The following is a 13,902-nucleotide window of genomic DNA, read 5'->3' as shown; positions in this document are numbered from 1 at the left end:
CGGGGGACCCAGCAGGGGAAGCCGAGGACCCAGCAGGGGAGGCCGGGAAGCGGGCGGGGGGTCAGCGGGGCCGGCGGCCGATCAGCTTGTGCAGCTGCCCGCGCATCACGAGCAGCCGCAGGTCTCGCTGCCGGGGTTCGTTGTAGATGACGAAGTCGTCGTAGCGATGTACGCCCGGCCGCTGAGCGACCTCGTGAGCCGCCTTCTGGACTTGCCGGAGCTGCTCGACGGTCATCTCCAGGCGCCGCTCGTCGGGGTGGTAGGTGGCGCCGATCGGGAAGTCGCGCCCCGCGCGCTGCCGCATCTCGACGTGGCAGCCGAGCACGTAGGAGACGGGGTGCTCGTCCGCGAACGCGACGAGCCGGTCGAGGGTGCCGAGGAACGCCGGGTAGTCGAAGGCGTACAGGCGGCCGGGGATCACGGTGTCACCGGTGAGCAGGAAGCCCGTACGCGGGTCGTAGATCGTGATCGCCGACTTGTGATGGCCGGGCGAGCCGAGGATCGACAGCGTCCGGCCGCCCAGTTCGAAGGTGACCGTGTCGCCCGGCAGTCGGTCCTCCGCCGGGCCGAAGCCGAAGAACGCCCGGACTTCTTCGAGGTCCCGGCCCACGATCGTCGTGTGTGGACGATCGGCGAACTGGCCGTCCGCGGCGACGTGGTCGCCGTGGCCGTGCGAATGCGCCACCACGAGCGGCAGTTCGCCGATCAGGTCGTCGACCGTCGCCCGCAGCGGGAACTGCTCGGGTTCGGCGGTCGCGCCGGTGTCCAGCAGCAGCGCCCGGTCGTCGCCGACGAGCAGGAAGAGGAAGGGCGCCTCGTAGGTGACGGACTTGCTCTGGCGCAGGATGAATGTGCGCTCGTCCGCGCGGTGGACCTGCAGCGTGGGCTCGCCGGTCGCGCCGTGGATCCAGGTGACGTCGAGGTTCACTGTGCTTCTCCCAGGGGTGTGACGGACACGAACACGCGGACGTGCCGGCCGTCGGGCTTGTCGGCATCGGTTTCGTACGACGCGAGCAGGGTTCGCCACTTCGTGGCGAGGTCAGCCGCCTGTTCGGCGGTGAGTTTCAGGACGGCGGTCGCCATGCCCAGACCGTCGCGCCACTCCGGGCTCTCGTCCTGCTCGCGATCGACGTACGCCCGGATCGCGGCCATCTCGTGGTCGACCACGACGTTCGCGATCTGCTGCCCGAGCAGGCGGTCGCTGCCGGGGTCGATCCGGAGTCGATCCGGGGTCTTCACCGCGATCCGCCACTGGCGTTCCCGGCGGTCCTCGCCGGGCCCGGCGTCCTCGACGTAGCCGTACTTGGCGAGTTGCCGTAGATGGAACGAGCAGTTCGCCTGCGGTACGCCGAGGATCCGGCCGCACTGGGCGGCGGTCGCCGGGCTGATCGTGCCGAGCAGTCCCAGCAGGTCCAGCCGGAGAGGATGGGCCAGGGCCCGGATCGCCTGAGGATCGGTGACGTGCATATGCCAAAGACTACTTTGGCTTTTTAAGATGTCAAGGGGTCCTTTGGCATTCTGGCCCGGCGAACGGGTGGGCTATCGTTCCCGCTCGTGGACGTGATGGTGCTTCCCCGGGCCGACGGGCAGGTGGCGGCCTGTATTGATGCCCTCCGGGAGGTCTACGAGGCCGATGCCTATCCGGTCCGGTGGCCCGTCGATCCGGCCGGCTGGCTCAGCCCGGACGACGCGATGCAGAGCTGGGTGGCCGTCTCCGCCGGTCGAGTCCTCGGCCACGCCGTGATCCGGCGCGCTACGCCGCCCATGCCGGTCGTCGAGCGGATGGATCCGGCGCTCGGCTCACCCGTGATGGTCAGCCGGCTCTTCACCATCCCGGCGGCGCGGCAGAACGGCGTCGCGCGACGGCTGCTGGACGAGATCGCCGGCTGGGCTGTGGAGCACGGCCACCAGCTCTTCCTCGACGTCGCCGACAACGCCCCCGGCGCGCGCCGCTTCTACGAGCGCTTGGGCTGGAAGCACGTGTTCAGCGAGTACGCCGACTGGCTGGACGCGGACGGCAGCCCAGCCCGCGTGCACTACTACCTGCCCGGCTGACCCAGCCGTCAGACGACGCAGAATTCGTTGCCTTCGGGGTCGGCCATCGTCACCCCGTAATGGTCGGATGCTTCACCATCGTGTCTGTTCAGCACGGTGGCTCCGAGCCCGACCAGTTCCGCGACCTTGGCGTCCACCCGTACGCGTCGCTCCGCCACGGGAACCGATCGGCCACCGCCCACCATGACATCGACGTGCAGCCGGTTCTTGAGCGTCTTCTTCTCCGGCACGACCTGGAACCAGATGGCCGGCCCGGCACCGGCCGGGTCGACGAGCCGGTCGGTGCAGTCTCCGTCGCCCAGTTCCTCTTCGGGCACACCGACGCTCACGTAGTAGTCCCGCCAGGTGGCGTGCCCCTGGGGCGGATCCTGTGGGCGGTAGTCCAGCGCGGCCGCCCAGAAGGGAACCAGGCGGTCGGGGTCGGTGCAGTCGATGGCAAGCTGAAATCCCATGCGGAAGATCATGCGGCCGGGCACCGACAATTTCGGCGTGGGCGTACGGTGGCGCGATGGATCGACTGGCTGTCATCTTCCCCGGCGGGCGATTCGGCCCGTACACCGCGTTGCTGACCTTCGCGGCGGAGGCGGCCGAGCTGCGGGGAGCCCGGATCGTGGCGCATTCGTGGACCCGGCCCGACGAGCCGCCGACCCTGGCGCTCGAGCAGCGGAAGGCCTGGGTGACCGCCGAGGCGGAGCCCGTGCTCGACCGGATCGCCGCCGATGCGCCGGAACTGAAGCCCCTCGTGATCGCCAAGTCGCTGGGGACCTGCGCCGCCGGGCTCGCCGCCGATCGCGGGCTGCCCGCGATCTGGCTGACGCCGCTGCTCAACCAGCCGGAGGTGGTCGCCGAACTGCGCCGCGCGACCGCGCCGATGCTGCTGGTCGGTGGGCTGGCCGATCACAGCTGGGACAGCGGGCTTGCCCGTGAGCTGACCCCGCGGCTGCTGGAGATTCCGGACGCGGATCACGGCCTGTTGGTGCCGGGCCGGCTGGCCGCGTCGGCGGCGGTGCTCGGCCGGGTCGCGACCGCGATCGAGGACTTCCTCGACGAGATCACCTGGTAGCACGGGTCTGCCGAAGCGAGATCACCTGGTAGCACGGGTCTGCCGAAGCGAGATCACCTGGTAGTGGGGGCGTCGCGACTCGTCCGCAGACGACGTACCCCTGCGACGTACCCCGACGACGTGCTAGCGGGCAGTACGCTCAGCCCCGTGACCCCGACGGAGACGCGCCTGCGCGTGGAGTTCACCGCGCCCCCGGATCAAGGTGAACGGCGGCGGATGTTCAAGACCGTGCGCCGTCGGCTGTTCCGGGTCTGCTTCTGGCTCGCGCTCGGTCTGGCCCTGCTGGCCTGCGCGTACGCGATCGTGATCGTCGTGGCGCGACACAAGATCCCCGTCCTCGAACCGATCGGGGGGGTCGTCCTCGCGCTGCTGGTGGTGGCGTACCCCCGCTGGCGGGCTGGGCGGGTGCTCAGTGCGACGCCGACGCATTTCGCCAACCCCGTGACGTTCGAACTCAGCGAGGTCGAGGCGGGAGAGACGTCCGCGGTCGGGCATCTCTCGGTCCGGTGGGCCGCCGTCACGTCGGTGGGGGAGACCTCCGAGTTCTGGATCTTGTACGCCGACCGCCAGCCCCGGCTGGTGGTGCCCCGGCGGCACCTGACCGCCACCGACGAGGCGACTGTGCGGGAGTTCATGATCGGCCGGGGCCTGGTGGCGGAACAAACCTCCGAGGCGTGACGTTGTCAGGGGTCGATAGAGCTAGGAGAGTGACATGGCAGTCGACACCCGCCCGATCGTGAAGCTGCGCTCCACCGCCGGGACCGGATACACCTACGTCACGCGGAAGAACCGCCGCAACGACCCCGATCGCCTGGTCGTCCGCAAGTACGACCCGATCGCGAAGCAGCACGTCGAGTTCCGCGAGGAGCGCTGAACCCGTCCGGCTAGGCTGGCCGGATGATCGAGATCAAGACCAGCCGCCTGCTGCTGCGGAGCTGGCGTGACGCCGACCTCGACCCGTGGGCCGAGATGAACGCAGACCCCGAGGTCCGCGCGCATCTCGGCCCTCTGCTGTCCCGGGAGCAGGCCGCGGCCTCCATCCGCTACTTCCAGGAGGGGATCGAACGCGACGGCTACAGCTTCTGGGCCGTGGAGGTGCTGGAGACCGGCGAGTTCATCGGGATGGCCGGCCTCGACGCGGTCGACGAGGAGGCTCCGGTCGACGGGGTCGAGATCGGCTGGCGGCTCGCCCGCTCCGCCTGGGGCCACGGGTACGCCACCGAGGCCGCCATAGCGCTGCTGGACTACGGATTCGAGCAGCTCGGACTGCCCGAGATCCTCTCGATCACCACGATCGACAACGTACGCTCGCAGGCCGTCATGCGGCGGCTCGGGATGGAGCCGCTCACCGAGTTCGACGAGGACGGCGTACGTCAGGTCGTGTTCCGGAAGGCCCGGTGACCCGGCCGAAGGCGCTGATCGCCGCCGTCGTCGTGCTGCTGGCCGGGCTCGGTGTACGCGCGGCGACCGCCGGGGTGTTCGCGAAGTACGCCGGAGTCGCACTGTACGCGGTGCTCGTCTACGTCCTCGTGCTCGTCGTCGCCCCGCGGATTCGCCCGGCGATGAGCGCCGGGATCTCGCTCGCCTGCTGCTGGGCGGTCGAGTTCTTCCAGCTCACCTCGATCCCGGCGGACCTGTCCAGCCGCAGCACGATCGCCCGACTGGTCCTCGGCAGCACCTTCAACACTCCCGACCTGCTCTGGTACACCGTCGGCGTCGCGGCGGCGTACCTCGTGCACGCGTGGGCGGTCAGGCCAGCCGTGGGAGGTCGGCCAGGCGTACCTCGCCCAGGAGGGGCTGCCCGCTCGTGAACCGCTCGACCTCGGCCGTCGCGTACGCGCCGAAGCGGCGTACCTCGCTGCCCTGAACCCCGCCCAGATGCGGGGTGATCAGCACGTTGGGCAGCTCGAAGAGCGGGTGGCCGACGGGCAGCGGCTCCGGGTCGGTGACGTCCAGGACGGCGTCCAGGCGACCGGTCCGGCATTCGTCGACCAGCGCGTCGGTGTCGACGAGCGCGCCTCGGGCGGTGTTCACCAGCAGCGCGCCGTCCCGCAACAGCTTGAGCCGGTCCGCGTTGATCAGGTGACGGGTCTCCGGCAGCGCCGGGGCGTGGATCGTCAGCACGTCGCTGCGGCGGCACATGTCGTCGAGGTCGGTCAGCTGCGCGCCTAGCTCGACGGCGTCGGCCTTGTCGAGGAACGGGTCGGAGACGAGCACGGTGTGCCCGGCGGCCACGAGGCGGCGGATGACGCGGCGGCCGATCCGGGAGGCCCCGACCACGCCGACCGTACGCCCGTCCGCCCCGACTCGTTCGCCGAAGGCGGGCACCTGACCGGTGTCGGCGTACCGGCGGGCCATCGGGATCACCCGCTTGAGGCCGAGCGCGATGGCGGCCGCGGTGAAGTCGGCGACCGGATCGGCGTTGGCGTCGGCGGCCGACGAGACGAGGATGCCGCGCTGCCACACCTCTTCCGTCACGTGGTGCCGGACCGAGCCGGCCGCGTGGATCACGGCGCGCAGCCGGGGCATCCGGTCGAGGGCGCTCGCGTCCAGCCGGAAGGCTTCCCACGAGGTGATCAGGACGGTCACCTCGGCGAGCCGCTCGTCGTGCGGGCCGAGCACGGCCGGGCCGGCGGCCCCGGGCACCAGGGCCAGCCGTTCGTCCAGCCGGGCGATCAGGTCCGGGGTGAACGCCGCCGGGAGCACGTCGGGGCGCGTCGAGAAGGCGCCGACCGGGCGGGGGAGAGTCATCGTGAGCTGCTCCTTGCGCATTTGACAGAAACCGCTTTCTGTACGAGCGGCACTGTAATCGGCGCGGTCACACGAGGTCAATGCCGGACAAGCGTGCGCTGCTGAGGCGATCTCTTGACGTCAGGCTAGTAACCGGTTTATGTTCTCGGTCACTTGCCGAGGAGGGAGGGCCATGACGGCCAGCACGATCGCCCGGGATACCGCGGCGGCAGATGGCAACGGCGCAGGTAAGGCACCACGTGTGCCGCGCGATCGTATGCCACTGTGGCGGAAACTGGTACGTGACCGGTTACTGTGGCTGTTCCTCGTACCGGGGCTCGCGTACTTCTTGATCTTCCATCTGGGCGCCGCGTTCGGGATGGTCATCGCCTTCACCGACTACTGGCCGGGCATCACGCTCGCCGAGTCGAACCTCGTGGGCGTCGAGACCTTCCAGAAGATGTTCGGCGACGCCGACTTCTGGCACGCGGTGCTCAACACGGTGGAGATCTCGCTGCTCCAGCTGATCTTCTACTTCCCGGTCCCGCTGGGGCTGGCGCTGCTGCTGCACAGCCTGACGAGCACCACCATCAAGCGTCTGGTGCAGAACGTCGTCTACCTGCCGCACTTCATCTCGTGGGTCATCGTCGTCGCGCTGTTCCAGCAGATCCTGGGCGGCGCGGGCGTGGTCAACGGGTTCCTGGCCGACCACGGCCTGCACACCGTGGACATCATCGGCAACCCGGACGCGTTCAAGCCCCTACTGATCGCCCAGGTCATCTGGAAGGACTCGGGCTGGGGGACGATCATCTTCCTGGCCGCGCTCGCCCAGGTCGACGACACCCTCTACGAGGCGTCCGCGATGGACGGCGCCGGACCCTGGCGGCGCTTCTGGCACGTCACGCTGCCCAGCATCCGGTCGGTCGTCGTGCTGCTGCTGGTGCTGCGCCTCGGCGAGGTGCTGTCGGTCGGCTTCGAACAGCTGCTGCTGCAACGAGACGCGGTCGGACCGGCGGCCGGCGAGATCATCGACACCTACGTCTACTACAAGAGCCTCGGCGGCGGAGGCGACTTCCCGCTGGCCGCCGCGGCTGGCATCTTCAAGGGCGTCATCGGCGCGATCCTCGTGTACGCCGCCAACAAGGTCGCCCACCGCCTCGGCGAGCAGGGGGTCTACCGATGAGCAGCGCCACCCTGAAGCGATCGGGCCGCCCGGCCTGGCAGGAGCCGGCGAAACCGGTGACGAAGGCGGCCAAGGGCGTCGCCCTGGCGGTCATCTGCCTGCTGGTGCTGGTCCCGTTCCTGGTCGTCATCTCGACCAGCCTGGCCAGCCCGGACGAGGTGGTCGCCAACGGCGGCTGGGTGCTGTGGCCCCAGCACCCGACCTTCGACGCGTACCGGGACATCTTCCGGGGCGGTCAAGTCACCAAGGCGATCGGCGTCAGCATCGGCGTGACCCTCGTCGGCACGCTGGCCAGCCTCGTCGCCACCACCCTGCTGGCGTACGCGCTGAGCCGTCCGCAACTGGTCGGCGGCAAGAAGATCCTGCTCGGCATCCTGTTCACCTTCCTCTTCCCGCCCGGCATGATCCCGGCGTACCTGGTGGTGAAGCAGCTGGGCCTGCTGGACAACTACGCGGCCCTGGTCGCGCCGGTGATGATCAACGTCTTCAACCTCGTGATCGTCCGGGGCTTCATCCAGGGCCTGCCGGAGGAGCTGTTCGAGGCGGCCCGGCTCGACGGCGCCGGCGAGTGGCAGGTGTTGTGGCGGGTCGTGCTGCCGCTGTCCAAGGCCGTGCTGGCCGTCATCGGCCTGTTCTACGCGGTGAGCTACTGGAACGCCTGGTTCCACGCCTCGATCTACATGTCGGACTCGAAGTTCCCGATCCAGCAGGTGCTGCGGATGTACGTCATCCAGGGCGCCCAGCTGGCGGACCCGTCGGCCGCCGACGCGGCGGCCGTGTCCGCGCCGCAGACGGTCCGCATGGCCGTCGTGATCATCGCGGTCATCCCGATCATCCTGGTCTACCCGTTCGTGCAGCGCTTCTTCGTCCGCGGAGTGCTCACCGGCGCCATCAAGAGCTGAACCCCTCTTCACCTGCTCATTCTCACTGTCGAGAAAGGAACTACCCCATGTCTTCGGAGCTCTCCCGCCGTTCCGTGTTCCGGGCGATCGGCCTGGGCGCCACGGCCGTCGCGGTGCCCTCGCTGATCAGCGCCTGCGGCGACGGCACCAGCGGCGGCGGCGTCGGCAACGCCGGCACCGAGCAGGCGGCGTGGCCCACGTACACGGCCGCCAAGGTGCCCACCCCGGACCTGCCGGGCGACGGCAACGACGTGCAGAACGGCTACACCAAGTACCCGTCGGAGGTCGGCAACGCGACCAGCGGCAAGCCCGGTGACGGCAGCGTCGTCAAGGCGGTCGTGATCACCTACGGCACCCCGCCCGGCCCGAAGGAGACCAACAAGTTCCTGCAGGCCGTCAACGAGGCGCTCGGCATCGACCTGCAGCTGACGGTCGTTCCGGACGCCGATTACCAGGCGAAGATGGCCACCCTGATGGCCGGGGACGACCTGCCCGACATCATGAACATCGGCGGCGGCTACATCCTGCCGCGCGAGGCCGACTTCGTCGCCAGCAAGTGCGCCGACCTGTCGGAGTTCCTGTCCGGCGACGCGGTGAAGGCGTACCCGAACCTGGCGAACATCCCCACCCGGGCCTGGAAGGACATGGGCCGGGTCAAGGGCCGGATCATGGGTGTGCCGGTCGAGCGGCCGGCGCCGGGCAACATCTTCTTCGCCAACCGGGAGATGTGGAAGGGCGCCGGGGTCGACGAGGCGGCGTTCACCTCTGGCAGCTGGACGAGCTCGGACCTGCTCACCGCGGCGAAGGCGCTCACCAAGGACAAGAAGTACGCCCTCGGCGCGAGCAAGAGCGGCAACTTCGGCCTCGGCGTGCACGCTCCCGCGTGGGGAGCGCCGAACCTCTGGAAGAACGACGGCACCTCGTTCGTGTCGTACTTCGCGACGCCGGAGTTCAAGCAGGCCGTCGCGTTCATGCGAGACCTGTACGCGGCGGGCGTCTACTACCCGGACGCGCTGACCGTGTCGCAGGTGGACGCGAAGACCCAGTTCGCCGGGCAGATCACCGGCAGCCTCACCGACGGCTTCGGTGCGTACTCCAGCATGATCCCGGCGGCCAAGGGCGCGTACACCGTCGCCCCGGCGCTGCCGTATGTCGGCGGCAGCGCGGGCGGCAAGCTCTTCGCCGCCCGGAGCGTGTTCGGCTACACCGTGCTGAAGAAGGCGGCGCCGGACCGGATCAAGCTGCTCCTGCGGGTCCTCGACTTCCTGGCCGCCCCGTTCGGCACCAAGGAGTACGAGCTGATCCACTACGGCGTCGAGGGCGCCCACTTCACTCGAGACGCGGCCGGCAACCCGGTGCAGACCGACCTGTGGAAGGGCGGGGAGAACAAGACCAACCTGCCCATCACCTACCTCTGCGACGCGCCGCAGGTGCTGTTCTACCCCGGGGTGTCGCCCGACGCGATCGCACTCATGCACGCGTTCGAGAAGAAGACCGCCCCGAACCTGGTGCGCAACCCCGCGTACGGGCTCGTGTCGGACACCGCCAGCAAGAGCGAGGCGGCCATCCGCAAGACCATCACCGATGTGCTCAACGCCGTGGTGATGGGCCGGTCGTCGCTCGACGACTGGGACGCGGCGGTCAAGCGGTACAAGGCTGACGGCGGTGACAAGATCGGCGAGGAGTACGCCAAGGAGTACGCGGCGTCCAAGTAAGGCAGGGGACGGGCGGCGTCGTGGGATTGTCCCGGCGCCGCCCCTCGCGTGAGGAGGGACGGATGCGGCCGACTCCGCGACAGCTCGCCTGGCAGGAAGCCGGCTTCGGACTGTTCTTCCACTTCGGGATCAACACGTTCCACGGGGTGGAGTGGGGCGACGGCACCGCCGATCCGGCCACCTTCGCGCCGGACGACCTCGACGTGACGCAGTGGGTCGACGTCGCGAAACGGGCGGGCGCGCGGTACGTCGTGCTCACCGCGAAACACCACGACGGCTTCTGCCTCTGGCCGACCGCCACCACTGCGTACTCGGTGAAGAGCGCGACCTGGCGGGACGGCCGGGGTGACGTGGTCGCGGAGCTGGCCGCCGCCTGCCGTGACGCGGGGCTGGGGCTGGGCCTCTACCTGTCGCCGTGGGACCGCAACGCGGCCTGCTACGACGACGCGGAAGCCTACGACGACCTGTACGTCGCGCAGCTCACCGAGCTGTGCACCGGCTACGGGCCGCTGTTCGAGATCTGGTTCGACGGCGCGGGCTCGGAGGGTCGCACGTACGACTGGACGCGGATCATGGCGGTGGTGCGGGAGCATCAGCCCGACGCGATGGTCTTCAACCTGGGCGAGCCGACCATCCGCTGGGTCGGCAACGAGGACGGGCTGGCCACCGAACCCGTCCGCTACACCGTCTCCGCGACGGACGTCTCGATGTTCACCACCGCCGTGTCGCACTTGGACGGACAGCGGTACCTGCCGCCGGAGTGCGACGTCCCGATCCGCGCCGACTGGTTCTGGCAGCCGTCGTCGGCGCTGAAGACACGGGAGCAGCTGCTGGAGATCTTCGACCGATCGATGGGACTCGGCGCCGGGCTGCTGCTCAACCTCGCGCCCACCCCGGGCGGCCGGCTCGACCCGGCCGACGTCGACCGGCTCCTGGAGGTCACCGGCGAGCTGCGGCGCCGCTTCGCGCGGCCCGTCCCGGCCACCCTGTCCGCGATCCCCGGCGGCTTCCGCGCCACCTTCCCCAAGCCAGTGCGGTTCGACCACCTCGAGCTGCGCGAGGAACTGCGGGCCGGCCAGTTCATCAACGGGTACGCCGTGGTGGCGGACGGGATCGAGATCGCCGCGGGCTCATCCGTCGGGATACGCCGGTGGCACTCCGTCGCACCCGTCGTGGCGTCCACCCTGGACATCCAGGCGGCCCCACCCGGCTCCCTCGCCGCCGTCACCGCCTTCACCGCTTCCTAGCGCTTTGCCTTCGGCGGCAGATCACGGATGCGCATGCTTCCCGCGGCGGTTTTGGCCCGCGTAACTGTGATCCGCGGGGTTGGTCAGTGGGGGGTGGCGGTGGTGACCGAGTCGCGGACGACGATGTGCGTACCGAGCATGACGTGCTGGCGGCCGGAGCCGTTGCCCTGCAACGCCATCTTCACCGCTGTGCGGCCCAGCTCCTCATGCGGTAGGTGCACAGTGGTCAGCGGCGGGTTGAGGTCCCCGGCCAGCGGGACGTCGTCGAACCCGATGATGCTGACGTCCTCCGGTACGCGTCTGCCCCGGTCCCGCAGCGCGGCGATCGCCCCGGCGGCCGTGTTGTCGTTGCCGGCGAAGACCCCGGTGAACTCGACGCCCCGGTCGAGCACCGCGGCCGTGCGGTCGTACCCGCCGTCGCGGCCCATGTCGCCGTGGCTGATGAGGGCCGGGTCGACCGCGATCTTGTACGCCGCCAGCGCGTTGCGGTAGCCCACCACGCGCTGGTCGCTGGTGGTGAAGCCGTCCGGTCCGGCGAGCATCAGGATGCGTCGGTGACCGGCGGAGAGCAGGTGCGAGGTGGCGGCGTACGCCCCGCCGACGTTGTCGTATTCCACGGCGATCGCCGGGATGTCCGGACCCAGCGGCGGGCGGGCACAGGTCACCAGCTTCGACCCCGCGTCGGCCAGACCGATCGCGTAGCGCTTCATCCGCTCGCGGTACTCCTCGTTCTCCACGACCCCGCCGACGAGGATGACGGCGTCGGCGTGCTGCTCCCGCATGAGCTTGATGATCTCCAGCTCGCGATCGGCGTCGCCGTGCGTGGTGCAGACCAGGCACAGCCGTCCGTGCTCGGCCGCCTCAGCCTCCACGCCCGCCGCGATGTGCGCGTAGAACGGGGTCACCGTCTCCTTCATCAGGATGGCGACCACCTTCGACGTCGCCCCCGACAGCGCGCGGGCGTGCGCGTTGACCACGTAGTCGAGGTCGCGGACGGCCCGCTGGATGCGGGCGCGGGTCGCGGTGGAGACCGGGTAGTCGCCGGAGAGCGCGCGGGAGACCGTCGCGACCGAGACGCCGGCCGCGCGGGCGACATCGCGGATGGTGGGGCGCTTGGACGGCTGGCTCACGGGACTCCTGACCTTCGCTTCGGATTCTGGCGCTGCGGGATCGGTGCTACGAGATCTGGCTCTTCGAGATCTGGGGAAAACTGTTGTGGAAGCGGTTACTGCGATCGTATTCTGCCAGCCATGCCCTCGTTACACCAGATCCACGGCGCTGTTTCTGCTGATCGGGAGGGCTGGTTTTCGGCCCTGCTCGCCGTCGTCTCGCCCGCCACGCGTACCGCCGCCCTCGGCCCGGACCGGCAACCCGTCCACGCCACCAACCACGATCCCGGTGCGACCTGGTTCGAGTTGGTCGCCCGCCCGCTCTGGGGCCTCGCCGCGTCGGCCGCGGGCGGCCTGCGCGCGGACGTTCAGTGGGACGAGCTGCGCAATTCGCTGACCGCCGCGGTCGACCCGGCCCATCCCTGGTACATCGGCCCACCGCCCGACCTCGACCAGCGCGTCGTCGAGTCCGCCGCGGTCGGCTACGCGCTGGCGGTCGCCCCGCACGAACTGTGGGAGCCGCTGACCGGACGCCAGCGGGACCACCTCCGGGACTGGCTGTCGGTCGCCGCGAACGCGACCCCCGTCGACAACAACTGGCACTTCTTCCCGGTGCTGGCAGCCACCGGGTTGCGGGCGGTCGGCGTACAAGTGGAGGAAGCGCGAGTGAGCGCGCACCTGGACCGGCTGGAGGAGTTCGCGATCGCCGACGGCTGGTACGCCGACGGGCCCGGCCTGCCGGCCCGGAGCGCGCCCCGGGACTACTACGTGCCGTTCGGATTCCACTTCTATGGCCTGTTGCTGGCGTCGCTGGACGCGGTCGACCCCGCGCGGGCCGCAAGGTTCCGCTCGCGTGCGGCCGAGTTCGCGCAGCAGTTCCAGCACTGGTTCGCCGACGACGGCGCGGGCCTGCCATTCGGGCGCAGCCTCGGCTACCGGCTCGCGCAGGGGTCGTTCTGGCCGGTGCTGGCCGCCGCGGACCAGCCCGCCCTGCCCTGGGACCGCGTACGCGGACTGGCTCAGCGGCACCTCGACTGGTGGTGGCGGCAGCCGATCGCGGCCGAGGACGGCGGCCTGACCGTCGGGTACGCCTACCCGAACACCGGTGTGGTCGAGCAGTACCTCGCCGGCGGCTCGCCGTACTGGGGGACGAAGTTCTTCTCCGCGCTCGCCGCCCCAGCCGACCATCCGTTCTGGACGGCGGCTCCGGCAGCCTTGTCGCAGGAACGGGTCACGGTGCAGCCGGCGCCGGTGATGGTGCTCAACCGGTCGGCCGACGGCGACGTAGTCGCGCTGAACGGCCAGCACGCCCCACTGTGGAACGCGCGTGGGGGAGCGGCCAAGTACGCGAAGTTCGCGTACTCCACGCTCGCGGGGATCAGCGTGCCGACCGGCGGAGCCGACCTGGAGAACTCCGCGTTCGACTCGGCGCTCGGACTGTCCGACGACGACGTGCACTGGCGTACGCGCACCTCCGGGTCGTCGTCGCTCGACGGCTCCGCCGTGGTGGTCGACTGGGAGCCGTGGCCCGACGTCACGGTCTCCAGCCGACTTTGGTTCGACGGCGACGCTCACGTCCGGGAGCACCGCATCGTCACCGGCCGAACCCTGCACATCGCCGAGGGCGGGTTCTGCGTACCGTGGCTGCAGGTGGAAACCGCGACGTCGACCGGCGACGGGACGGCGTCCGCCACGGGGAGCGGCATCACCAGCTCGATCACGTCGGAGGACGCGGGGCGGACGGGGGAGATCGTCCATCCGATGCCCGGGTCGCACCTGTACTTCCCGCGTACGGTCCTGCCGACGCTGCGGTCCGAGCTCGCTCCGGGCGAGCACGTGCTGCGCTGCCGCGTCGAGGTCGGGCGTTCCCATGGTTCGACGACGTCCGCCTGATCCCG

The 13,902-nt window shown here is 70.0% G+C and carries 16 protein-coding genes; 11 read left to right on the top strand and 5 right to left on the bottom strand.

From position 1 onward, the window contains the following. Window positions 1-61: 61 nt before the first annotated feature. Together HDA40_RS01890 and HDA40_RS01885 are read right to left on the bottom strand one after the other, a co-directional pair. On the bottom strand, window positions 62-928 hold the full coding sequence (locus tag HDA40_RS01890; RefSeq protein WP_253750689.1) for an MBL fold metallo-hydrolase: 867 nt from the start codon (window positions 926-928) through the stop codon (window positions 62-64). Then, window positions 925-1,467, bottom strand: coding sequence for a winged helix-turn-helix domain-containing protein (locus HDA40_RS01885; protein WP_253750686.1), 543 nt, complete (start codon window positions 1,465-1,467; stop codon window positions 925-927). The genes HDA40_RS01890 and HDA40_RS01885 overlap by 4 nt, the downstream gene beginning before the upstream one ends. Window positions 1,468-1,563: 96 nt before the next feature. Here HDA40_RS01885 and HDA40_RS01880 point away from each other — a divergent pair, with 96 nt between their 5' ends. Beyond that, the gene (locus HDA40_RS01880) at window positions 1,564-2,055 is read left to right on the top strand and encodes a GNAT family N-acetyltransferase (RefSeq protein WP_253763536.1); all 492 of its coding nucleotides are present in this window, start codon (window positions 1,564-1,566) and stop codon (window positions 2,053-2,055) included. 8 nt (window positions 2,056-2,063) lie between these two features. Here HDA40_RS01880 and HDA40_RS01875 read toward each other — a convergent pair whose 3' ends face one another. Further along, on the bottom strand, window positions 2,064-2,507 hold the full coding sequence (locus HDA40_RS01875) for a VOC family protein (protein ID WP_253750683.1): 444 nt from the start codon (window positions 2,505-2,507) through the stop codon (window positions 2,064-2,066). Between the two features lie 56 nt (window positions 2,508-2,563). On the opposite strand from HDA40_RS01875, the gene HDA40_RS01870 reads away from it, so the two are divergent. The 5 genes from HDA40_RS01870 (at window position 2,564) to HDA40_RS01850 (ending at window position 4,929) form a co-directional block, all read left to right on the top strand. Next, window positions 2,564-3,118, top strand: coding sequence for an alpha/beta hydrolase (locus HDA40_RS01870; protein ID WP_253750681.1), 555 nt, complete (start codon window positions 2,564-2,566; stop codon window positions 3,116-3,118). 147 nt (window positions 3,119-3,265) lie between these two features. Then, entirely contained in the window at window positions 3,266-3,796 is a 531-nt protein-coding gene (locus HDA40_RS01865) for a YcxB family protein (protein WP_253750678.1), read from the top strand. Between the two features lie 34 nt (window positions 3,797-3,830). After that, window positions 3,831-3,992 carry a 50S ribosomal protein L33 gene (rpmG, locus tag HDA40_RS01860; RefSeq protein WP_253750676.1) on the top strand — a complete coding sequence of 54 codons (162 nt, stop codon included), beginning with the start codon at window positions 3,831-3,833 and terminating at the stop codon, window positions 3,990-3,992. A 23-nt stretch (window positions 3,993-4,015) separates the two neighbouring features. Further along, window positions 4,016-4,519: a GNAT family N-acetyltransferase gene (locus HDA40_RS01855; protein ID WP_253750673.1), complete on the top strand. Its 504-nt coding sequence runs from the start codon at window positions 4,016-4,018 to the stop codon at window positions 4,517-4,519. Further along, window positions 4,516-4,929 (top strand): ribosomal maturation YjgA family protein, encoded by a 414-nt coding sequence (locus HDA40_RS01850; protein ID WP_253750670.1) that lies wholly within the window; start codon window positions 4,516-4,518, stop codon window positions 4,927-4,929. Before HDA40_RS01855 ends, HDA40_RS01850 begins: the two co-directional genes overlap by 4 nt. Here the strand turns inward: HDA40_RS01850 and HDA40_RS01845 are convergent. After that, window positions 4,868-5,869: a hydroxyacid dehydrogenase gene (locus tag HDA40_RS01845; protein ID WP_253750667.1), complete on the bottom strand. Its 1,002-nt coding sequence runs from the start codon at window positions 5,867-5,869 to the stop codon at window positions 4,868-4,870. The genes HDA40_RS01850 and HDA40_RS01845 overlap by 62 nt on opposite strands. 241 nt (window positions 5,870-6,110) lie before the next feature. Here HDA40_RS01845 and HDA40_RS01840 point away from each other — a divergent pair, with 241 nt between their 5' ends. The 4 genes from HDA40_RS01840 (at window position 6,111) to HDA40_RS01825 (ending at window position 10,895) form a co-directional block, all read left to right on the top strand. Further along, window positions 6,111-7,031, top strand: a complete 921-nt coding sequence (locus HDA40_RS01840) for an ABC transporter permease (RefSeq protein ID WP_253750664.1) — start codon at window positions 6,111-6,113, stop codon at window positions 7,029-7,031. Next, window positions 7,028-7,933: a carbohydrate ABC transporter permease gene (locus HDA40_RS01835; RefSeq protein WP_253750662.1), complete on the top strand. Its 906-nt coding sequence runs from the start codon at window positions 7,028-7,030 to the stop codon at window positions 7,931-7,933. Before HDA40_RS01840 ends, HDA40_RS01835 begins: the two co-directional genes overlap by 4 nt. A gap of 47 nt (window positions 7,934-7,980) precedes the next feature. Continuing rightward, window positions 7,981-9,648 (top strand): type 2 periplasmic-binding domain-containing protein, encoded by a 1,668-nt coding sequence (locus tag HDA40_RS01830; protein ID WP_253750659.1) that lies wholly within the window; start codon window positions 7,981-7,983, stop codon window positions 9,646-9,648. A 62-nt stretch (window positions 9,649-9,710) separates the two neighbouring features. Beyond that, complete coding sequence (locus HDA40_RS01825; protein ID WP_253750656.1) at window positions 9,711-10,895, top strand: alpha-L-fucosidase; 1,185 nt, start codon at window positions 9,711-9,713, stop codon at window positions 10,893-10,895. 83 nt (window positions 10,896-10,978) lie between these two features. Here HDA40_RS01825 and HDA40_RS01820 read toward each other — a convergent pair whose 3' ends face one another. After that, window positions 10,979-12,025 (bottom strand): LacI family DNA-binding transcriptional regulator, encoded by a 1,047-nt coding sequence (locus tag HDA40_RS01820; protein WP_253750653.1) that lies wholly within the window; start codon window positions 12,023-12,025, stop codon window positions 10,979-10,981. Window positions 12,026-12,145: 120 nt separating this feature from the next. Between HDA40_RS01820 and HDA40_RS01815 the strand changes: the two genes are divergently transcribed. After that, the gene (locus HDA40_RS01815) at window positions 12,146-13,897 is read left to right on the top strand and encodes a DUF2264 domain-containing protein (protein WP_253750650.1); all 1,752 of its coding nucleotides are present in this window, start codon (window positions 12,146-12,148) and stop codon (window positions 13,895-13,897) included. Window positions 13,898-13,902 lie beyond the last annotated feature (5 nt).

Origin of the sequence: Hamadaea flava (assembly GCF_024172085.1) — a bacterium.
In the GTDB taxonomy this organism is placed as follows: Bacteria; Actinomycetota; Actinomycetes; order Mycobacteriales; family Micromonosporaceae; genus Hamadaea; species Hamadaea flava.
This window is presented reverse-complemented; position numbering and strand designations above follow the sequence as displayed.